The organism is Microbacterium sp. TNHR37B, assembly GCF_001620065.1.
GTDB lineage: Bacteria > Actinomycetota > Actinomycetes > Actinomycetales > Microbacteriaceae > Microbacterium.
This window is the reverse complement of record NZ_LQGV01000004.1, coordinates 383,780-403,773: the sequence shown is the minus strand read 5'-3', so window position 1 is coordinate 403,773 and position 19,994 is coordinate 383,780. Positions and strand designations below refer to the sequence as shown.

Below are 19,994 nucleotides of genomic sequence, written 5' to 3'. Positions count from 1 at the left end.
ACCGGAGCGCTCGTGTCCACTCTGCTGTACTCCCTCGGCCGCTGGTCGTACCACCACCCCTGGCGCGTCCTCGTCACCTGGCTGCTCCTGCTCGGGGTCGTCGGCGGCACGGTGGGTGTCGGCATGGCGACCGGCTTCGTGAAGGGCACCGACAACTCCTTCACGATCCCCGGCACGGAGGCGCAGGAGGGCATCCTGCTGCTCGACCGCACCTTCCCCCAAGCGAGCGGCACGAGCGCCCAGCTCGTCATCGTCGCGCCCGACGGCGACCGCGTGGACCGTCGCCCGGTCTCCACGGTGATCGCCGACACGATCGACCGCCTCGAAGACGTCGACGGCGTACTCGCGGTCACCGACCCCTTCAACGAGATGGTGAACGGTCTCGTCTCCGACGACGCCCAGGCCGCGATCATCCGACTGCAGTTCGACGGCCAGGCCACCGACGTCCCCGCCAGCACGAAGGCCGACCTCCACGAGATCGCCGCGGAGACGCGCGCGGCGATGCCCGCCGGATCCCACGTCGCCATCGGGGGCGACCTGTTCTCCACGTCGGTCCCCGCGCTCTCGCTCATCGAGGCGGTGGGTGTGCTGATCGCCCTGTTCGTGCTCATCGTCACGTTCCGCTCCATCGCGGTGGCCTGGTTCCCGCTCGCGAGCGCCCTGATCGGGGTGGGGCTCGCGATCACCCTCATCTTCCTGTCCACGGCGTTCGCATCGATCTCGTCGACCACTCCCATGCTCGCGATCATGCTGGGCCTGGCCGTCGGCATCGATTACGCCCTGTTCATCGTGGCGCGCCACCAAGATCAGGTGCGCGAGGGCGTCGAGCCCGCCGAGTCCGCAGCCCGGGCCACCGGCACCGCCGGCAGCGCCGTCCTCTTCGCCGGCGTCACGGTGCTGATCGCCCTCATCGGGCTGAGCTTCGCCGGCATCCCCTTCCTGACCACGATGGGCATCGCGGCCGCCGTGGCCGTGGCCATCGCCGTCGTCGTCGCCGTCACCCTCACCCCCGCCCTGCTCGGTTTCGCCGGCGGACGCGTCCGGGGCTGGCCGCGCCGGGTCCGCCGGGTCCGCCCGTCCCGCTCGAACCGCCCGCGACGCGGGTTCGCGGAACGCTGGGTGACCACGGTGACGCGTCGTCCGATCGTGACGACGCTGTCGGTCATCATCGGCCTAGGCGTCGTGGCGATTCCCGCCGCCAGCCTGCACCTCGCCCTCCCGAACGCGGGGGTCCAGCCGACCTCGAGCGAAGCGCGCCAGTCGTACGACCTCGTCGCGGAGCACTTCGGCCCGGGTGCGAACGGACCGCTCATCATGACCGGCACGATCGTCACCTCCACCGACCCGCTGGGACTCATGGACGACCTGAAGCGCGAAGTGGAGCGGATCCCCGGCGTCAAGGAGGTAGCCCTCTCCACGCCCAACGAGACCGCCGACACCGGCCTCATCCAGATCGTGCCCGAGACCGCGCCGGACGACCCGGCGACCGCCGACCTCGTCCGCGAGCTCCGCGCGCAGCACGACCGCCTGCTCGACGAGTACGGCGTCGACCTCAAGGTGACCGGGTTCACCGCCGTGGGGATCGACATCTCCGACCGGCTCGCCGCGGCTCTGCTCCCCTTCGGGATCTTCGTCGTCGGGCTCTCGCTCGTACTCCTGACGATCGTCTTCCGCTCCATCTGGGTGCCGATCAAGGCGGCCGCCGGCTACCTTCTCTCGGTCGCGGCCTCGTTCGGTGTCGTCGCCGCGGTGTTCGAGTGGGGCTGGCTCGCCGACGTCCTCCACGTCGCACGGACGGGCCCCGTCATCAGCTTCATGCCGATCATCCTCATGGGGGTGCTCTTCGGCCTGGCGATGGACTACGAGGTGTTCCTCGTCTCCCGGATGCGCGAGGACTTCGTACACACCCGCCGAGCGCGCGACGGCCGCGCCGAGCGAGCCACGGCGATCGCCGCGGTCCGCAGCGGCTTCACCGCCTCGGCGCGGGTGGTCACGGCCGCCGCCGTCATCATGTTCGCGGTGTTCGCCGCCTTCGTGCCGGAAGGCGACTCCTCGATCAAGCCGATCGCGCTCGGGCTCGCCGTCGGCATCGCCGTCGACGCGTTCCTCGTCCGGATGACCCTCGTCCCGGCCGTGATGACCCTCCTCGGCGAGAAGGCGTGGTGGATGCCCCGATGGCTCGATCGCCGCCTTCCGCACTTCGACATCGAGGGCGAAGCCGTCGAGCGCGAGCTCGCCCTGACGAACTGGCCGGAGGATCCCGACTCGGTGTCGGTCATCGGCGCGGACCTCGCGGTCGAGGACGAATCCGGCGACGCGCTCTTCGCCGACGCGGACTTCCGCCTCTCGCACGGCGAAACGCTCCTGGTCACGTCTCCCGATGCCCGCGCCGGGCGGGCGTTCGTGCTCGCGGTGGCGGCCCGGCTCGCGCCGAGCGCCGGTCGGCTCCGGGTGGGCGGACATCTGCTACCCGGCCGGTCGGCCTGGGTCCGCGCACACGTCGGGCTCGCGCTCCTGGCCGATCCCGAAGCCTCCGGCGATCCGCTGCGGGAGCTCCGCCGCGCCGTCGCGGGGGGCACGCGCATCGTCGCGATCGACGGTCTCGACACCCTGAGCGGACCGGAACGCGATCAGGCTGCAGCGATCCTCCGCGACGCCGAGGCGCGGCTGTCGCGGCGAAGCGGATCCGAGCCGGCCCTCACGGTGGTCGCCTCGGCGCGCCGCGATGGCCCCGCGCTCGACATCCTCGCCGAGGCGCACCGGCCCGGGGTCACGGCGCTCGCGCCCTCCCGTCCGCCTCTGGATCCTCCTTCCTCCGACCACGCGACCGGCATCGACACCCAGGTGATCTCCTCATGACTCTTCCTCTCGAACGTGCCCGCACCCGCAAGCCGGTGACCTGGCTCACGGTCCTCGGCGTGATCCTGCTTCCCGTCCTGATCGGCGGCATCCTCGTCGCCGCGCTGTACAACCCGGTCGAGCGACTCGACGCGATGCGCGCCGCCATCGTGAACAACGATGAGCCCGTCACGATCGACGATCAGCTCGTCCCGCTCGGGCGTCAGCTGACCGCGGGTCTCGTGGAGGGATCGGACGAGCTGCCGAGCAACCTCGACTGGACGATCTCCAACACCGAAGACGCCCGCGACGGCCTCGCCGACGGCACGTACGACGCGGTCATCACGATCCCGAAGAACTTCTCCGCGGCTGCTACCTCGACCGCGCCGGGAAAGACACCGGAGAAGGCGACGATCTCGGTGGCGACCTCGCCCGACAGTCTCATCGTCGACGACGCGATCACCGCTCAGGTGACGCAAGCCGCCGCGTCGCTGGTGGGGACGGAGCTCTCCACGACCTACCTCGAGAACGTCTTCCTCGGTTTCACGACCCTCGGCGACAAGCTGGGTGACGCCGCGGACGGCGCCTCGCAGCTCGCCGACGGTGCGGGTGAGGCCGCGACCGGAGCGACGTCTCTCGCCGACGGCATCGCGAAACTCGCCGACGGCACCGGCGGTATCGCGACCGGTGCGCAGGGCATCGCGTCGGGGACCTCGGAGCTCGCGGGAGGTGCCGGGCAGCTCGCCGACGGCGCGGGCCGGCTCTCGACGGGGGCCTCGCAGCTCGCCGACGGCGCCGGCGGCGTGGCCGACGGCGCGTCCGGCGTGGCCACGGGAGCAGCCAGCCTCGCCGACGGTGCGGGTGACCTCGCCGACGGTGCGGGGTCGCTCGCGAGCGGCATCGGCGATCTCGACGCCGGTCTCGGCACCTGGGCGGGCGGTGCCCGGACAGCATCGGACGGCCTGACCGCGTGGGCGTCGGGAGCGAATCAGTCCGCCACGGGAGCCAACCAGTTGTCCTCCGGTCTGGACCAGCTCCAGGACGGTGCATCCGACCTCGCCGCGGGACTGGAGGGCGTGCAGACTGCCGCAAACGGTGCGGCCAGCGGAGCAGGAGCACTGCAGGGTCAGACCTCCGACCTCGCCGCGACGCTGCAACAGCTCGCGGCCGACTGCGCGGGCGACGGCGGCAGCGCGGACTTCTGCGACCGCCTCGCCGCCGCGGCGGACGATGCCGCCACGGCCGCCGCGACCGCCGAGACGGTGAACACCGCTGCGACCGGAGCGGCGGGGGGTCTGGTCGACCTGGTGCCCGGGAGCGCGCAGTTGCGTGACGGTGTGGCCGAGAGCGCCGACGGTGCCAGCGATCTCGCCGAAGGCCTCGGTCGGCTGTCCACAGCTGCTGGATCCGCTGCATCCGGTGTGGCCCAGCTCGCCGATGGGGCCGACGCTCTGGCCGGTGGGGCGAGCCAGCTCGCGGGAGGCGTCGATCAGCTCTCCGGGGGCGTGAGCGCACTGGCCGGCGGCGCCGCCGACCTCTCCTCCGGCGCCGGGCGCCTGTCCGGAGGGGCCGCGCAGCTCTCGGGCGGAGCCTCCGACCTCGCCTCCGGGGTCCAGCAGGTGGCCGGCGGTGTGGGCGGGCTCGCGCAGGGCGCCGATCGCCTCGCCGACGGCGCGCAAGAGCTCGCCACGGGGGCCGGCACCCTTGCCTCCGGTGCGAGCGACGCCGCGACCGGTGCCGACGATCTCGCGGGCGGCGTCGAGAAGATCGCCGACGGCACCGGGGATCTCGCCGACGGACTCGACACGGCGGCCACCTCCGTGCCGTCGTACACGAAGACCGAGGCGAAGGACCTCGCCACCGTGGTCGCCGATCCGGTCTCGGCCGACGGCGTGGGAACGTCGCTGTTCGGGGCCTCCGCGATCCCCCTCCTCGCGATGCTCGCCCTGTGGTTCGGGGGTCTCGGCTCGTTCATCGCGCTGCAGGCGATCCCCCGCCACGCCCTGAGCTCGCGTCGTTCGTCGGGAACGTTGGCGCTGCGCAGCTTCGCCCCCGCGGCGGGGATCGGTGCGCTCCAGGGCATCCTGGTCGCCGGCGTGGTCCAGATCGCCGCCTCGTACGACTGGGCGGATTGGGCGGCCTTCGCCGGGCTCGCCGTGGTCGCCGGAGTCGCGTTCGCGGCGGTCAACCAGGCGCTCGTCGCCGTGTTCGGCGGTGCCGGTCGGTGGATCGCGGGCCTCGTGGGGGTGCTCGCGGTGGCGACCGGCGTCGTCTCGACCGTGCCGGGGGTGCTGGCCGACGTGGCCTCGATCATGCCGACCGCACCCGCCTATCACGCGCTCCTCGGGGCGCTAACTTCCGCGGGCGGAGTGACGGCGGGGCTCGTGGGCATGCTCACGTGGGCGCTCCTCGCCTTCGCCGCGACGATGCTGGCCGTCGCCCGCCACCGCACCACGACGGTCCGGGCCCTCCCCGCCTGACCCCGCCCCCTCCCTCCCTCCCCCCTCCGCCCACCCCTCCCCACCGCCGAGTGTCCACGACGCGCCGAGCGAGCCCCCTCCGGGCCGGCGCGTCGTGGACACTCGCGTAGGTGCTCGCGTCCTCCACAGGGGCTGCGCGCGGGGAGGAGTGCACGAGACCACACGGCGGGGGCGCGGCGGAGGCGGCGGAGGCGCTGAAGTACCGGGATGGTGGATTTCCGGGACGAGGACAGCGTCGAGCATCGGCTCCCTCACAAACGCCACGACGGGGCCGACGATCACGTCGGAGGCGAGGGGGCGGGCGCGCTCCAGGCCGAGCTCCCCGGGGCCTTCACGGTGCGCTCCGCCCGGGAGGCGGGACTGCCTCCCGCACGCCTGCGCTCGCGCGCCCTCATGGTGCCCTTCCGCGGTGTGCGCGCCCCGCGGAACGCTCCCGCGACCACGGTTCTCGACCGTTGCCGGCTGCTCGCACCTCGCCTGACCGGCGCCCAGTTCTTCTGCCATGTGACCGCCGCGAGCCTCTGGGGCATGCCTCTGCCGGGATGGACCACCTCCGCGCCGCTGCACGTCGGCGCTCACCCGCCCGCACGGGAGCCGCGACTCCCCGGCGTCGTCGGGCACCGCCTGTCCCGGCTGACCGATGACCTCACCCTCCGTCACGGCTTACCCGTCACCGCACCGGCCACGACGTGGGCGCTGCTCGGCGCCGCGCTCGCCATCGATCCACTCATCATCGCCGCAGACCACCTCCTCACGGCTCGCCTCGTCGACCTGGACGAGCTCCGAGACGCCGTCGTCCCCGGAGCGCGCGGCGCGGTACGACTGCGGGAGGCGCTCGACGCGGTCAGGGTGGGATCCGAGTCACCCCGCGAAACCGAGACGCGTCTGCTGCTGGTCAGAGCGGGTCTTCCCGAGCCCGCGCTCAACTGGTCGCTTCACGACGATGACGGCCGGTTCGTCGCGCGACTCGACCTCGCCTACCCCTCGTACCGCGTGTGTGTGGAGTACGACGGACGTCACCACGCCTCGATCGATCAGTTCGCCCGCGACGCCGACCGGTGGGCGGCGATCGAGCAGGAGGGGTGGGTCCTCATCCGCGTTCTGTCGCACCACTTCACCGATCCGGCGCGCCTCATCGTCCCACGTGTGCAGCGAGCGCTGATCTCGCGCGGCTGGCGCTGAGTGTCCACGACACGCCGCCGCGAGCACGGTACGACCGGCGCGTCGTGGACACTCGCGGGTGGGGGGGGGGGGGGGGGGGGGGGGGGGGGGGGGCGAGGGGGTCAGCTCAGGCCGCTGTAGGCGTGGAGGCCCTTGAAGAACATGTTGACGACCACGAAGTTGAAGATCACGGCCGAGAAGCCGACGATCGACAGCCACGCCGAGCGCGCGCCGCGCCACCCGCGCGTGGCCCGCGCGTGGATGTATCCGGCGTAGAGCACCCAGATGACGAACGTCCAGACCTCCTTCGTGTCGAAGCCCCAGTACCGGCCCCAGGCGTCGTTGGCCCAGATGGACCCGGCGATGAGCGTGAAGGTCCAGAAGATGAAGCCGATGATCGCGAAGCGGTAGGCGAGCGACTCCAGCGCCTCCGCACTCGGAAGGGTCCGGAGGAACGACGGGCCCGACCGGCGAGGCGCCCCCTCCTCGTCCGTTCCGACAGCGGCGAGGGCGGCCCACTCCCGACGATGCTGCAGGAGCTGGAGCACCGAGAGGGCGAAGGCCAGCGCGAAGAACGCGGTCGACAACGACGCGACGAACACGTGGATGACGAGCCACACGCTCTTGAGCGGATCGGCCAACGGCGTCACATCGACATGGAACGCCAGTGCCGCCCCGCCCAGGAAGACCGCCACGAGCCCCGTGATGAACGACCCGAGGAAGCGGAGGTCGTAGCGGAACAGCACGACCAGGAAGACCGCGACGATGAGCATCGTGCCCGTCAGCGCGAACTCGTAGTTGTTGGCCCACGGCACGCGCCCCGCCGCGATTCCGCGGAGGACGTCGCCACCGACGTGGAAGAGGAAGCCGAGCACGGTCAGCGACGTGCCGATCCGCGCCCACAGGTAGCGCTTGCGCTGACCGAGAGGAGCCTCGAGGTCGGCGAGGGCGGCCGCCTCCTGAGCCCGCACGTCGGTGTACCGCGCCGTCTCCGCGGTCACGGCGGCACCGCCGGCCGCGACCAGCTCGCGGTCGCGTGCGGCATCCTTCGCCTTGACGGCGAGGTCGCTGCGGCGGGCGAGGTCGATCGCATAGGCGATGAAGGCGAGGGCGTAGATCGCGACGGCGGTCCACACCAGAAGGAACGAGACGTCTTCGAGCGAGAGGCCGGGTGCGGGCATGGGGGTCAGTCTACTTTCGCGTCGTCGGGAGGGGCAGGGAGGGAGGCGCCGTGCGCGCGGGCGAGGTCGGCGACAGCGGTGGCGATCGCGGGGTCTTCGCCCCGGGCGAGGCCGGCGTACTCGAGGCGCACGTCGGCACCGTCCGGGGTCGCCTTGACCCACATCCGTCGCCGTGGGACGAACAGGGCCGCGAGCAGTCCCGCCAGGGCGAGGATCGCGAAGGCGAGGACGAACGGAGCTCCGACGTCGCGGTGGACGGACAGCGAGACGTACCGCTTGACGACCCCGGGGGCACCGTCGTTCTGGGCGTTCTCGAACGTGACGGTGCCGAGCCCGTCGGGAAGCTCAGCGGTCTGACCGGGCTCCAGTTCCAGCGAGTCGACGTCGATCTGCCGGCCGGTGAGCTGCGTCATCTCGCTCGTGTCGAGCGCATAGACGTTGCGCGGTGTCCCGTCGTTGATCCCGAGATCGCCGACGTAGACGTCGAGGGTCAGGAGCGGCTTGACGAGGTCGGGATACATGGAGCTGAGCGCTCCGGAGTGGGTGGGCGTCACCGTCGGGTAGAAGAAGCCGACGAGGCCCATCTGCTGGGGCAGTCCGTCGGGGATCTTCACGACGCCCAGCGAGGTCATCGTCGAACTCTGCGGGAGGAAGGCGACGTCCTCGCGGAAGACGACGTCGCCGTCGGCGTTGCGGACGGTGATGGTGGGCGCATAGCCGTTGCCCATGAGGTAGATGCGGTCGCCCTCGATGTCGAGGGGATGGTTGACCCGCACCACGCCGTCACGGTCGGCTCGTCCCGGCTCCGCCACCGTGAGGTGGGCCGCGAAGTCCCCCGCCTGTCCTTGCCCTGCCTGGCCCGCCGGCACATAGGAGACGTCGAACCGGTCGAGCGTCAATGCGTACGGCGGGAGTCCGTCCACGTCGACGAAGCGCCCCGGGTTGAAAGAGGTGTAGCCGATCCCGACGGAGTTGACGAAGCTGTCGCCCTCGACGATGACCGTCTGTCCGGTGTAGGTGAGCCCGCCCCCGATCCCCACCGAGATGAGCACGCCGACCAGCGCCCCATGGAAGACGAGGTTGCCGGTCTCACGGAGATAGCCGCGTTCGGCCGAGACGGAGAAGGACGCGGGGACTCTGCCCTTGGCCTCGGAGTCGTAGCGCTCGACGCGGTAGCCGGCCTTGCGCAGATGCGCCTCGGCGGAGGCGACGGCCTCGCGCGCGGCATCGGCGGCAGTGGCGCCGCCGGGCACCGGCATCACCGTCTCGATGTGGTCGTCCAGGCGCGACAGCCGCACCGGCGTCCGCGGGGGCCGCGCACGCATCGCACGCCAGTGGTGCGTCGTGCGCGGGATGACGCAGCCGATGAGCGAGAGGAACAGCAGGAGGTAGATCGCCGAGAACCACACCGACGTGTAGACGTCGAACAGCTGCAGACCGTCGAGGATCGGGAAGAGGTCGGGGTTGTCGGTGCGCCACTGGGTGACCCCGTTGGGGTCGGCCGAGCGCTGCGGAACGATCGATCCGGGGATCGCGGCGATCGCCAGGAGCAGGAGGAGCACGAGCGCAGTACGCATGCTGGTGAGCTGCCGCCAACCCCACCGCAGCCATCCGACGAGTCCGAGGCGCGGCTGCGCGATGCCGGTTCGAGCGTCACGCTCGTCGTCGCCGGCGCCGGCGTCATCCATCCCCGTTCCGACATAGTCCGCCGGCCGGAGGGGTTCGGTCCCCTCAGAGCGGGAGTTCGACACTGCTCATCACCCCCGTGAGCGAGGACATGACGGCGGTCCAGACGCCGGTGACCATGAGCAGGCCGAGCACGATGAGCAGAACGCCCCCTCCGATGTTGATGAGACGGATGTGGCGCCGGAAGAACGACACGGAGCGGGTCGCCCACCCGAACCCCAGGGCGATGAGGAGGAAGGGGATGCCGAGCCCGAGCGAGTAGGCGATCGCGAGGACGACGGCACGGCCCGGGTCTGCCTGGGTGAGCGAGATCGAGAGGATCGCGGTGTAGGTGGGGCCGATGCACGGGGCCCATCCGATCCCCATCGCGATGCCCAGCAGCGGCGCCCCGAGGAGGCCGAGCCCGCCGCGCACCTGCGGCTTCACGGTGCGCTGGGCGATGCCGAACACCCCCACGAACACCAGGCCGAGCAGGATCACGACCACCCCGAGCACGCGGGTGAGGACGTCGCCGTACTCCAGGAAGAAACGCCCCAGCGTGCCGGCGAGAACCCCCATCGCGACGAAGACGACGGTGAAGCCCGCGATGAACAGCAGCACGCCGCCCACGAGGCGTCCGCGCCGCGTCGCCGAGGCGGCTGCCCCACGTGAGGCGGCCGGTCCGCCGACGGCGCCGCCGAGGAAGCCGAGGTATCCCGGCACGAGGGGGAGCACGCACGGCGAGAGGAAGGAGACCAGTCCCGCCAGGAGCGCGATCGGCAGAGCCAGCCACAACGCGCCGTCGAAGACGATCGCGCCGGGGTTCACGGCGACTCCGCCAGCACGTCGCCGATGATCGTCGGCAGCGACGTGTCGTCGCGCACGGCCCCGATGAATCGGGCGGCGACGCGTCCCTGGCGGTCGAGCACGAGCGTCGTGGGCACCGCGCTCAGCGACGTCCACGCCGTGAACGCCAGCTTCAGATCCGTGTCGTCACGAGCCAGCAGCGACGGATACGTCACGCCGTACGTCTTCTCGAACGCCGTCGCCTGCTCCGGCCCGTCGTAGATGTTGATGCCGAGGAAGTGCGTGCCCTCGTCACGGGTCGCCGCGAACGTCTTCTCCAGGAGGGGCGCCTCGATCCGGCACGGTCCGCACCCGGCGTACCAGAAGTTGAGCACGACGACGTCGCCCGCGAGATCCTTGCTCGACACCGTCGATCCGTCGACGGCGGTGCCGGAGAACTCCACCGGCTCTCCCCGCTCGGCGAGGGGGATCTCCTGGAGCCTGCCGTCCCCGGAGACGAAACCGGTGTTGCCGCCTTGCTGATAGCCCTCCGCGATCCGCGTGGCATCGTTCGAGCACGCGGCCAGCGTCATGGCGGTGACCACCGCCAACGCGGCCGCCAGGACCCGGCGCCTCGGGAAACGTCGGCGTTCGATGCTGCTCATACCGCTCCCACGTCGATCGCGCCGGCGACGGCCGCCGGCTCGGCATAGGCGACTTCGCGCCACCGTTCGCCGTCGCGCTCGAAGCTCGTCACCGACGACAGCGCGCACCGGCGCTGGCGGGGGTCGTGGCGCAACGGAAGACCGGCGACGGCGAGGTGGGTGATCCAGATCGGCAGCTGGTGGGAGACCAGGACGACGTCCCCGCCCTCGACGCGGTCCCACGCGTCGCGCATCGCGGCATCCATGCGCGCGACCACGTTGATGTAGGGCTCTCCCCAACTGGGGACGGCGGGGGCACGCAGGTGCCGCCAGTTGAGCGGATTGAGCAGCGCCCGGCGCATCCTCCGGCCCTCGAAGACATTCGTCGGCTCGATGAGCCGCTCATCGATGACCGGCTCGAGCCCGAAACGCGCCGCGAGCGGTTCCGCCGATTCCCGCGTGCGCTGCAGCGGCGACGCCGACAAGCCGCTGACCGCGCGTCCGAGCCCCGCGAGGTGGTCGGCGGCAGCGGCGGCCATGCGACGCCCGTTGTCGCTCAGCCCGAAGTGCGGGAGCCGTCCGTACAGCACGCGCTGAGGATTGTGGACCTCGCCATGGCGCACGAGATGGAGGCGTTCGGCGGGCACACCTTCAGTCTACGTGGAGGCCTCTATGGGCGGGCTGAAAGCGGTCGCACCAGCCGTCAGGCGGCGTCGAGGTCGGCGTCAGCCGTCAGGCGGCGTCGAGGTCGGCGTCGCGTCCCCGGATCTGGCGCACGCGGGCGACGACGAACCATCCGACGGCGAGCGCCGTGCCCGCGATCACGACGTACTGGAGGATGTCGGCGTAGGTCTCCACGACGTGCCACGACTCCCCCAGCACGTACCCGGCCAGCACGAAGGTCGTGTTCCAGACGGCGGATCCGGCCAGCGTCAGCAGCCCGAAGCGCCACAACGGCATCCGCACGACGCCGGCGGGGATCGAGATCAGACTCCGGAAGATGGGGATCATCCGACCGAAGAACACCGCCTTCCCGCCGTGCCGTGAGAACCAGGCGACGGTGCGATCGACGTCCTCGACGTGCAGCAACGGGACCCGGCGGACGATGGCGCGCAGGCGGTCGAGTCCCAGCAGAGTCCCGAGACCGTAGAGGAGGAACGCGCCGACCACGGAACCGGCCGTCGTCCACAGGAGCGCCTCGGCGAGGGTGAACGACCCGCGCGAGGCGGTGAGGCCCGCCATGGGGAGGATCACTTCGCTCGGCAGCGGCGGGAACAGGTTCTCCAGCGCGATCGCGAGGCCGGCTCCGGGAGCCCCGACCACCTCCATGAGGGAGACGACGCCGTCGACGAGGGTGGTGAGCCAGGAGCCGTCGGACGCTGTCGCCATGTCCTCGACGCTACGGTGCCCACGTGGACGGAACCTGAGCGCCCAGCGGCGAGGGCCCGCCCGCGTAGACTGGCCGATTGTGAGTGAACGCGTTCTCGTCAGCCAGTTGCAGTCCCGTGAAGACGGCGCCGTCTCGGTGTCCGGATGGGTCGAGACCGTCCGCGATCAGAAGAAGGTGCAGTTCGTCATCCTGCGCGACGAGACCGGGGCCGTGCAGCTCGTGAACCCCGCGACGCGCCCGGCCGAGGACGGCACGGAGCAAGACGCCGACGCCCTCGCCCTCACGGCGCTCATCTCCGAGCTCAGCACCGGCACCTTCCTCACCGTCACCGGTGAGCTCAAGCACGACGAGCGCGTCAAGCTCGGCGGTGTGGAGATCAAGATCGGCGCACTCGACATCGCCGCCGCCGCCCTCCCGGAGACCCCGATCGCCGCCGACAGCGGGCTCGACAAGCGCATGGACTGGCGCTTCCTCGACCTGCGTCAGCGCCGGAACAACCTCATCTTCCGCGTGCAGACCACGCTCGAGCACGCGATGCGCACGTACTGGATCGAGCGCGACTACATCGAGATCCACTCGCCGAAGCTCATGGCCTCGGCGTCGGAGTCCAACGCAGAGCTGTTCGAGGTGCCCTACTTCGAGGACAAGACCGCGTACCTGGCCCAGAGCCCGCAGTTCTTCAAGCAGATGGCGCAGTCGGCCGGTTTCGGCAAGATCTTCGAGATCGGTGACGTGTACCGCGCCGACCCGTCGTTCACGAGCCGTCACGCGACCGAGTTCACCTCGGTCGACGCCGAGATCAGCTGGGTGGAGTCGCACGAGGACGTCGCCCGGATGCAGGAGGAGCTCCTCCAGTTCGCCATCCAGGCGGTCAAGGACAAGCACGGCGAAGAGATCCGGGAACTCTTCGACCTCGACGTCGTCGTTCCGGTCGTCCCGTTCCCCCGCATCCCCCTCGCCGAAGCGCGGGAGATCGTCGCCGCGCGCGGCTACGAGATCCCCCGCACCGACGGCGACCTCGACCCCGAGGGCGAGCGGCAGATCTCCGCACACGTGCAGGAGACCTATGGGCACGAGTTCGTCTTCATCACCGACTACCACCCGGAGATCCGCGCGTTCTACCACATGCGCGACCCCGAGACCGGGCTGACCAAGTCGTACGACCTGCTGTACAAGGGCGTCGAGATCACCACCGGAGCCCAGCGCGAGCACCGCGTCGACGTGCTGGAGGTCCAGGCACGCGAGAAGGGCCTCGACCCGGAGCACCTCGCCTTCTACTTCGACTTCTTCCGCTACGGCGCCCCGCCCCACGGCGGATTCGGCATGGGCCTCGCGCGCCTGCTGATGCTGCTGCTCGGAGAGTCGTCGATCCGCGAGGTCACCTACCTCTTCCGCGGCCCGACGCGCCTCGCGCCGTAAGGCACCCAGGCGAGCATCCTGGTCACTGGTCAGCGCGCGCTGAGGGCGGTGCGGAGGCGCTCCGCCGAGAGTCGCCAATGGGCGTGCAACTCGTCGTCGATCAGGACGACGGGGATCTTCTCCCACCACCGCGCGTAGAGCACGGGATCGTCGAGGATCGACTTCTCCTCCACCTCGACGAGGTCAGCGTCCGGGAGATCGGCGACCACCTGCTCGACGATCTCCCGCGCCACGTCGCAGAGGTGGCAGTCGGGCTTCGAGATGATCGTCAGTCGGGTCACCGTTCCATCCTGCAACACACATCCCGCGACTCGTCCGACAACACGAAGCGCCCCGGGATCCGCGGACGGATCGGGGCGCTCGGTGTCTGTGCCGCAGTTACTTCTTGTTGCGGCGCTGGTGGCGAGTCTTGCGAAGCAGCTTGCGGTGCTTCTTCTTCGCCATGCGCTTGCGGCGCTTCTTGATGACAGAACCCACGGAAAACCTCACTAAGTCAGGGGTCTGGACGCGATCGTTCACGTCCGGGATCAGGCACCCCGAAGAAATGCCTCGGGATAGTCTAGCCGACGTCGGCGATCGGACGCTGCAGAGCGGCGGTGACGGCCGTCTCGGGAACGCGATAGCTCCGACCGAAGCGCACCGCGGGAAGCTCGCCGGCATGGACCAGGCGATACACGGTCATCTTGGACACGCGCATGATCTCCGCGACCTCCGCGACGGTCAAAAAACGCACATCCGCCAAGTCCGACATCCCTCTCCCCCAGATCGATCCCCATATGGTGCGGGATCAGCCTAGAGGGTGCGCGCGACGCGTGTAAACCTCTGTGACCGGTGAGAATCCGCGGGAGAACGGTCAGCGACCGGGCATGCGTTTGAAGACACTCTCGATCGCGTGCTTCGTCGACGCCGCCGCGCGGCCGACGAGATCGGCGGCGGCCGCGGCGGAATCGGGCAGCGTCGCCGAGGCGGCCGTCACCGGCTCGTCGCCCATGATGAACGGGACGAGCCACTCGTCCACGGCGTCCAGCGGCTCCGGCGACAGGCTGTAGTACCGGTGCTGTCCCTCTTCGCGGACGGAGACGAGATCGGCCTCGCGCAGCACCTTCAGGTGCTTGGAGACGGTGGGCTGACTCACTCCCAGCTCCGCGACGATCTGCGACACGCTCGTCCCGCGACCATCGCCGCCGCGTTCGCGCAGCAGCTGCAGGATGTCCCGACGAGTGCCGTCGGCGATCACGTCGAAGATGTCCGCCATGACCTTAGGTTAGCCCGCGTACGCGTCGGAGTACCATGACAACGGTCCATCGGGAGAGAGAGGCAGCAGATGGCGGGCGAATCCGCTGGCGTCCGCGCGTGGCATCGCCTGCTCACCGCTCAACGACACTTCTGGCAACGGCTGCGCGACCTCGCCACGGCGTCCCCCTCACGGTTCGCGGTCCTCGTCTTCAGCTCGCTCATCCTCGTGTTCACGGCCCTGTTCTCCCTGCCCTTCGCCGCCGCGGACGGACAGCCGACACCCCTGGCCGACGCACTCTTCACCGCGGTCTCGACGATCTGCGTCACGGGACTGTCCACGGTGGACATGGGAACGCACTGGTCACCACTCGGGCACGTCTTCGTCTTCATCGGCGTGAACGTCGGCGCGCTCGGTGTTCTGACCCTCGCCTCCATCCTCGGTCTCGTCATCTCCAAACGTCTGGGGCTGCGAGCGAAGCTCATCGCCGCGGGAGACTCCAACCCGATGCGCGCGCACGGCGGACCGATCAATGAGGGCCAGACGGTGCGGCTGGGCGAAGTGGGAACGCTGCTGGCGACCGTGGCCCTCTCGACTCTCGTGATCGAGGCGGGCCTTGCCGTCCTCCTCTATCCCTCGCTCCTCATCAACGGCGTCGACCCCCTCACCGCCCTGTGGGAGGCGCCCTACTACGCGGCGATGTCGTTCACGAACACGGGGTTCTCCCCCAATGCGGAAGGGCTCGCGCCCTTCGCCCACGACTACGTCATGCTGACGGTCCTGATGACCGGGGTCTTCCTCGGGTCCATCGGCTTCCCCGTGATCTTCACCCTCTGGAAGCACCAGTGGCACGTGCGCCGGTGGTCACTGCACGCCAAGCTCACGCTCATCACGACGACGGTGCTGTTCTTCGTCGGCGCGGGGGTGTTCGTGCTCCTGGAGTACGGCAATCCCCGGACCTTCGGCGCGATGGACGCGTGGGACACGACCTTCCAGGCGTTCTTCCTGTCGGCGATGACGCGATCGGGCGGCTTCTCCATCATCGACATCGGCGACCTGAACGGATCCTCGCTGGTGGCGGGGTCGATGCTCATGTTCGTCGGAGGCGGCTCGGCGTCCACGGCGGGGGGCATCAAGGTGACCACGCTCGCCGTCCTCGCCCTGGCGGTGTGGTCGGAGGCGAAGGGACGCCAGAGCGTGGAGGCGTTCGGACGTCGTATCCCGAGCGACGTGCAACGGGTCGCCCTGTCGGTGGTCGCGTGGGGGGCGACGATCGTCGCGGTCTCCACCATCACGATCACCCAGATCACGCAGGCGCCGGTGGAGACCGTCCTGTTCGACGTCATCTCGGGCTTCGCCACGGTGGGCCTGTCGACCGGCCTGACCTCCGAACTCCCCGACTCCGCTTCCTACGTCCTGGCGGCCACCATGTTCATGGGGCGCGTTGGTACAGTGACACTCGCCGCTGCCGTGGCGGCCACGAGCCGCTCGCAGCACTACTCGCTTCCCGTCGAAAGGCCGATCGTTGGTTGAGCAGATCCGCAACGATGCTCCCGTGCTCGTCATCGGCCTCGGACGCTTCGGCGCCGCCTGCGCGGGCGAGCTCGACCGGCTGGACCGCGAGGTGCTCGCGATCGATGCGAACCTCGAGCTGGTGCAGAAATGGTCCGAGCGGGTCACCCACGCCGTGCAGACCGATGCGCGCAACATCGAGGCGCTGAAGCAGATCGGCGCGCAGGACTTCCAGGTGGCGATCGTGGCGACCGGCTCCTCGATCGAGGCATCGGTGCTGATCACCGCCAACCTCGTCGACCTCAAGGTGCCGCAGATCTGGGCCAAGGCCGTCTCGCAGTCACACGGCAAGATCCTCGCCCGCGTCGGCGCCAACCACGTCATCTACCCCGAGCGGGAGGCGGGTGAGCGTGTCGCGCACCTCGTCAGCGGCCGCATGCTCGACTTCATCCGTTTCGACGACGACTTCGTGCTCGCCAAGATGTATCCGCCCAAGTTCATCCGCGGCGTCGGGCTGAACGAGTCGGGCGTGCGCACCAAGTACAACGTGACGGTCGTGGGGGTGAAGAGCCCCGGCAAGCCGTTCCGCTATGCCGAGGCCGATACCGTCGTCACCAACCACGACCTCATCATCGTGTCGGGGACGAACTCCGACATCGAGCGCTTCGCCTCCCTCGACCGCTGAGACACGGCGGACCGCGAGGAACCGCGCAGGTCAGGAGCCGGCAGCGAGCTCCCGCGCGCGGGCCAGGGCGGCATCGGTCGCCTCGGCGAACAGGCCCGAGAGATTGGCGCCCTGCAGCACACCGACGGCCCGCTCGGTCGTCCCCTTCGGGCTCGTCACCTGCCGACGCAGCTCGGCCGGGTCTTCGCCGGTCGCCTCCAGCAGCGCCGCCGCTCCGATGAAGGTCTGCTCGGACATCATCCGCGCGTCCTCCTCCGAGAACCCCTTCCCCCGGGCGGCCTCGGTGAGCTCCTCGATGAGGAGGAACACGTAGGCGGGACCGGAGCCGGAGATCGTCGACAGCGCGTCGATCTGGTCCTCGGCGACCTCGATGACGGCGCCGCACGTCTCGAACAGCCGGCGAACGAGTGCCATCTCATCGGCGGAGACCGAGGATCCCGCCGCGAGGCCCGTGACCGCCTTGCCGACGACCGCGGGCGTGTTCGGCATCGATCGCACGACGGGAACGCCGTCGCCGACGATGCCTTCGAACGTCGCGATGGTCACCCCTGCCGCCAGGCTCACCAGGATCGTCCCGGGGCGAAGGACCGGCGCGATCTCACGGAGCAGATCGGGGACCATCAGCGGCTTCACACCGATGAGGACGATGTCGGCGGCCGCCGCGGCGTCCGTGTTCCCCGCCGGGGTCCCTTCCAGCGCGACGCTGACGACGCCGTCGAGACCCGCCAGCGACGACGCGCGGGCGGCGGTGCGGTTGGTCGCCACGACGCGGGACGCCTCGCCCGAACGGGACAGCCCCTGAGCGATGGCGCCTCCCATCGAGCCGGCACCGAGGATCGCGATCGAGGGAAGCGGAGCATGCTGCATCCCTCCATCCTGGCATCGTCACCGCCGACACGGGCGGCTCGCTCGCGCGCGGCTAGAGTGGAAATCCCGGGGCGCCGGCGCCCCGCCGCAACGACGAAGGATCCGCGTCATGACCCTCTTCGATGGCATCACTTCTCGGTTGGTCGAGACGGATCGACTCACCGTCGGCATCCTGGAGCGCACGGGCGACGACGCCGCGACACCGCCGGAGCGCACCGTGGTCCTGCTCCACGACAGCCTCTCGTCGAGTCTCATCTGGCAGGAGCTCATGCAGGACCTGCCGAGCGATCTGCGCATCATCGCGATCGACCTGCGCGGCTTCGGGGCCACCGAACACGCCCCCGTGGATGCCACCCGCGGCGTCCGGGACTTCAGCGACGACGTCTTCGCGACCCTGGCGGCCCTGCAGATCCCCGTCGCACACCTCGTCGGCTGGGGGCTGGGCGGGGCCGTCGTCATGCAGTACGCGCTCGACCATCCCGTGCTCTCCATGACCCTGCAGGCCCCGGTCTCGCCCTATGGCTTCGGCGGCACACGCCGCGACGGCACACGCCTGACCGACGACGATGCGGGTTGCGGCGGCGGCACGATCGATCCCGACCTCATCCAGCGGCTCATCGATCGCGACACGAGTGAGGACGCGCCCACCTCGCCGCGAAACGTCTTCCGCTCCTTCTTCGTCGCGCCGGAGTACTCCTCGCCACGGGAAGACGTCTGGGTCGAGGCGATGCTGACGACTTCGACGGCGACCGGGAACTATCCGGGCGACGACGCGCCGAGCCCCCACTGGCCCGGCTTCGCGGCGGGAACGACCGGTGTGCTGAACGCGCTGGCCCCGCGGTACTTCGACACCTCGGCGATGGTCGACCTGTCGCCGAAGCCGCCGATCCTCTGGGTGCACGGCACCGCCGACACCCTCGTCTCCGACACCTCGTTCTTCGACACCCGCCAGCGGGGCGCCGCGGGGCTCCTCGCCGACTGGCCGGGTGCCGAGGAGGCGCCGCCGCAGCAGATGGTGACCCAGACGCGGGACGTCCTGGAGGCCTACCGATCCGCGGGCGGCCAGGTCACCGAGCTACGGCTGGAGGGCGCGGGACACACCCCGCACCTGGAACGGCCGGCGGAGGTGCGCCGGGCACTCCTGTCCGCGATCGGTTACATCGGGCAGCCCGCCTCGCCGGCACCCCCGACCGAGGCGATCATCATCAGCTCGTCGGACTGACGCGCGGGGCATTTCCACGGCGCGCGACCCCGGTGCCGCAAGCGCCCGGTCAGTACCGTCGGGAGCATGAACATCGCGCTGCTCGATGCCCCCGCCATCCGAGACGCCGTCGCCGACGTCCTCTGCGAGGAGAGCGAGACCCACCGCATCCTCGATGTCACGACCCGCTGGACCCGCGAGGACCGACCCGTCGTCCTCGTGACGGTCTCCTTCCCGCCTGACCTGGTGTTCGGAGAGGTAGCCCTCGTGGTCCGCGAGATCGCCGCGCGGGTGCGCGAGCTCGTCCCGGGTGCCGACCGGGTGTCCATCGAGCCGTGCATCGGCCTCGACACCCACCGGACACCGCCGGCGACCGAGACGATCGTCCTCGCCTCCAGCGACTGAGCCGCCTCAGGCGCCGCGCGCTACGGGTCGCGCCGGTCCAGGAAGAACGACCTCAGGAGCGCAGCCGCCTCCGCCTCTCGCACTCCCCCGACGACCTCCGAGCGATGCGGCAGCCGACGATCGCGCAGCACGTCGTAGAGCGACCCCGCCGCCCCCGCCTTCTCGTCCCAGGCACCGAAGACCACGCGACCCACCCGGGCCTGCGAGATCGCTCCGGCACACATGACGCACGGCTCGAGGGTCACTACCAGGGTGCAGTGCTCCAGGTTCCACGAGCCCGTTGCTGCCGCCGCCGCGCGCAGCGCCACGATCTCGGCGTGGGCGAAGGGGTCGCGGTACAGATCGCGCTGATTCCGCCCCTCTCCGAGCACCTCGCCGGAGACGTCGGTCACGACGGCGCCGACGGGGATGTCGCCGTGCGCCGAGGCCTCCCGAGCGAGATCGAGCGCACGATCCATCGCGGCGACGTCGGTCTCTCGGGCGGGCAGACTCACGGGCCCAGCGTACGCCCCGGTAACCTGTCACT

At 70.4% G+C, this 19,994-nt stretch carries 20 protein-coding genes; 8 read left to right on the top strand and 12 right to left on the bottom strand.

Going from position 1 to position 19,994, the window contains the following annotated elements:
• Positions 1-12: 12 nt before the first annotated feature.
• From AVP41_RS16095 to AVP41_RS16085, 3 genes are all read left to right on the top strand, one after another.
• Entirely contained in the window at positions 13-2,859 is a 2,847-nt protein-coding gene (locus AVP41_RS16095; protein ID WP_067167068.1) for an MMPL family transporter, read from the top strand.
• Complete coding sequence (locus AVP41_RS16090; protein ID WP_067167064.1) at positions 2,856-5,318, top strand: YhgE/Pip domain-containing protein; 2,463 nt, start codon at positions 2,856-2,858, stop codon at positions 5,316-5,318. Before AVP41_RS16095 ends, AVP41_RS16090 begins: the two co-directional genes overlap by 4 nt.
• A 207-nt stretch (positions 5,319-5,525) precedes the next feature.
• The gene (locus tag AVP41_RS16085) at positions 5,526-6,500 is read left to right on the top strand and encodes an endonuclease domain-containing protein (protein WP_082829301.1); all 975 of its coding nucleotides are present in this window, start codon (positions 5,526-5,528) and stop codon (positions 6,498-6,500) included.
• A 101-nt stretch (positions 6,501-6,601) separates the two neighbouring features.
• Here AVP41_RS16085 and ccsB read toward each other — a convergent pair whose 3' ends face one another.
• The 6 genes from ccsB to AVP41_RS16055 form a co-directional block, all read right to left on the bottom strand.
• Positions 6,602-7,660, bottom strand: a complete 1,059-nt coding sequence (gene ccsB, locus AVP41_RS16080) for a c-type cytochrome biogenesis protein CcsB (protein ID WP_067167061.1) — start codon at positions 7,658-7,660, stop codon at positions 6,602-6,604.
• Between the two features lie 5 nt (positions 7,661-7,665).
• Positions 7,666-9,411: a cytochrome c biogenesis protein ResB gene (gene resB / locus AVP41_RS16075; RefSeq protein WP_067167058.1), complete on the bottom strand. Its 1,746-nt coding sequence runs from the start codon at positions 9,409-9,411 to the stop codon at positions 7,666-7,668.
• Entirely contained in the window at positions 9,392-10,153 is a 762-nt protein-coding gene (locus AVP41_RS16070; RefSeq protein WP_067167054.1) for a cytochrome c biogenesis CcdA family protein, read from the bottom strand. Before AVP41_RS16070 ends, resB begins: the two co-directional genes overlap by 20 nt.
• Positions 10,150-10,776, bottom strand: a complete 627-nt coding sequence (locus tag AVP41_RS16065; protein WP_067167050.1) for a TlpA family protein disulfide reductase — start codon at positions 10,774-10,776, stop codon at positions 10,150-10,152. The genes AVP41_RS16070 and AVP41_RS16065 overlap by 4 nt, the downstream gene beginning before the upstream one ends.
• The gene (locus AVP41_RS16060; RefSeq protein ID WP_067167046.1) at positions 10,773-11,402 is read right to left on the bottom strand and encodes a histidine phosphatase family protein; all 630 of its coding nucleotides are present in this window, start codon (positions 11,400-11,402) and stop codon (positions 10,773-10,775) included. Before AVP41_RS16060 ends, AVP41_RS16065 begins: the two co-directional genes overlap by 4 nt.
• Positions 11,403-11,487: 85 nt before the next feature.
• Positions 11,488-12,144, bottom strand: coding sequence for a DedA family protein (locus AVP41_RS16055; RefSeq protein WP_067167043.1), 657 nt, complete (start codon positions 12,142-12,144; stop codon positions 11,488-11,490).
• A gap of 79 nt (positions 12,145-12,223) precedes the next feature.
• On the opposite strand from AVP41_RS16055, the gene aspS reads away from it, so the two are divergent.
• A complete protein-coding gene (gene aspS, locus AVP41_RS16050) occupies positions 12,224-13,564 on the top strand; it encodes an aspartate--tRNA(Asn) ligase (protein ID WP_067167039.1) in 1,341 nt (446 codons plus the stop codon).
• Between the two features lie 29 nt (positions 13,565-13,593).
• Here aspS and AVP41_RS16045 read toward each other — a convergent pair whose 3' ends face one another.
• From AVP41_RS16045 to AVP41_RS16035, 4 genes are all read right to left on the bottom strand, one after another.
• Positions 13,594-13,845: a glutaredoxin family protein gene (locus AVP41_RS16045; protein ID WP_067167037.1), complete on the bottom strand. Its 252-nt coding sequence runs from the start codon at positions 13,843-13,845 to the stop codon at positions 13,594-13,596.
• A 97-nt stretch (positions 13,846-13,942) separates the two neighbouring features.
• Positions 13,943-14,041 carry a 30S ribosomal protein bS22 gene (locus AVP41_RS16495; RefSeq protein WP_003792170.1) on the bottom strand — a complete coding sequence of 33 codons (99 nt, stop codon included), beginning with the start codon at positions 14,039-14,041 and terminating at the stop codon, positions 13,943-13,945.
• 82 nt (positions 14,042-14,123) lie between these two features.
• The gene (locus AVP41_RS16040) at positions 14,124-14,315 is read right to left on the bottom strand and encodes a helix-turn-helix domain-containing protein (RefSeq protein ID WP_067167033.1); all 192 of its coding nucleotides are present in this window, start codon (positions 14,313-14,315) and stop codon (positions 14,124-14,126) included.
• Positions 14,316-14,417: 102 nt separating this feature from the next.
• Positions 14,418-14,819, bottom strand: a complete 402-nt coding sequence (locus AVP41_RS16035) for an ArsR/SmtB family transcription factor (RefSeq protein WP_067167030.1) — start codon at positions 14,817-14,819, stop codon at positions 14,418-14,420.
• 69 nt (positions 14,820-14,888) lie between these two features.
• Here AVP41_RS16035 and AVP41_RS16030 point away from each other — a divergent pair, with 69 nt between their 5' ends.
• Together AVP41_RS16030 and AVP41_RS16025 are read left to right on the top strand one after the other, a co-directional pair.
• Entirely contained in the window at positions 14,889-16,331 is a 1,443-nt protein-coding gene (locus AVP41_RS16030) for a TrkH family potassium uptake protein (RefSeq protein WP_067167026.1), read from the top strand.
• Positions 16,324-16,995 (top strand): potassium channel family protein, encoded by a 672-nt coding sequence (locus AVP41_RS16025; RefSeq protein WP_067167023.1) that lies wholly within the window; start codon positions 16,324-16,326, stop codon positions 16,993-16,995. Before AVP41_RS16030 ends, AVP41_RS16025 begins: the two co-directional genes overlap by 8 nt.
• Positions 16,996-17,025: 30 nt before the next feature.
• On the opposite strand, the gene proC is transcribed toward AVP41_RS16025, so the two are convergent.
• Entirely contained in the window at positions 17,026-17,862 is an 837-nt protein-coding gene (gene proC / locus AVP41_RS16020) for a pyrroline-5-carboxylate reductase (protein ID WP_067167020.1), read from the bottom strand.
• Positions 17,863-17,971: 109 nt separating this feature from the next.
• On the opposite strand from proC, the gene AVP41_RS16015 reads away from it, so the two are divergent.
• Positions 17,972-19,084, top strand: coding sequence for an alpha/beta hydrolase (locus AVP41_RS16015; protein WP_067167017.1), 1,113 nt, complete (start codon positions 17,972-17,974; stop codon positions 19,082-19,084).
• Between the two features lie 66 nt (positions 19,085-19,150).
• Positions 19,151-19,468 carry a hypothetical protein gene (locus AVP41_RS16755; RefSeq protein ID WP_067167013.1) on the top strand — a complete coding sequence of 106 codons (318 nt, stop codon included), beginning with the start codon at positions 19,151-19,153 and terminating at the stop codon, positions 19,466-19,468.
• A 20-nt stretch (positions 19,469-19,488) separates the two neighbouring features.
• On the opposite strand, the gene AVP41_RS16005 is transcribed toward AVP41_RS16755, so the two are convergent.
• Positions 19,489-19,962: a nucleoside deaminase gene (locus AVP41_RS16005; RefSeq protein WP_269454419.1), complete on the bottom strand. Its 474-nt coding sequence runs from the start codon at positions 19,960-19,962 to the stop codon at positions 19,489-19,491.
• Positions 19,963-19,994 lie beyond the last annotated feature (32 nt).

Bases quoted from the DNA above. Each gene is read 5' to 3' on its own strand.
- proC (WP_067167020.1), bottom strand. From the start codon at position 17,862: ATGCAGCATGCTCCGCTTCCCTCGATCGCGATCCTCGGTGCCGGCTCG.
- AVP41_RS16065 (WP_067167050.1), bottom strand. From the start codon at position 10,776: ATGAGCAGCATCGAACGCCGACGTTTCCCGAGGCGCCGGGTCCTGGCG.
- ccsB (WP_067167061.1), bottom strand. From the start codon at position 7,660: ATGCCCGCACCCGGCCTCTCGCTCGAAGACGTCTCGTTCCTTCTGGTG.
- AVP41_RS16030 (WP_067167026.1), top strand. From the start codon at position 14,889: ATGGCGGGCGAATCCGCTGGCGTCCGCGCGTGGCATCGCCTGCTCACC.
- AVP41_RS16040 (WP_067167033.1), bottom strand. From the start codon at position 14,315: ATGTCGGACTTGGCGGATGTGCGTTTTTTGACCGTCGCGGAGGTCGCG.
- AVP41_RS16755 (WP_067167013.1), top strand. From the start codon at position 19,151: ATGAACATCGCGCTGCTCGATGCCCCCGCCATCCGAGACGCCGTCGCC.
- AVP41_RS16035 (WP_067167030.1), bottom strand. From the start codon at position 14,819: ATGGCGGACATCTTCGACGTGATCGCCGACGGCACTCGTCGGGACATC.
- AVP41_RS16015 (WP_067167017.1), top strand. From the start codon at position 17,972: ATGACCCTCTTCGATGGCATCACTTCTCGGTTGGTCGAGACGGATCGA.
- AVP41_RS16090 (WP_067167064.1), top strand. From the start codon at position 2,856: ATGACTCTTCCTCTCGAACGTGCCCGCACCCGCAAGCCGGTGACCTGG.
- AVP41_RS16055 (WP_067167043.1), bottom strand. From the start codon at position 12,144: ATGGCGACAGCGTCCGACGGCTCCTGGCTCACCACCCTCGTCGACGGC.
- AVP41_RS16085 (WP_082829301.1), top strand. From the start codon at position 5,526: ATGGTGGATTTCCGGGACGAGGACAGCGTCGAGCATCGGCTCCCTCAC.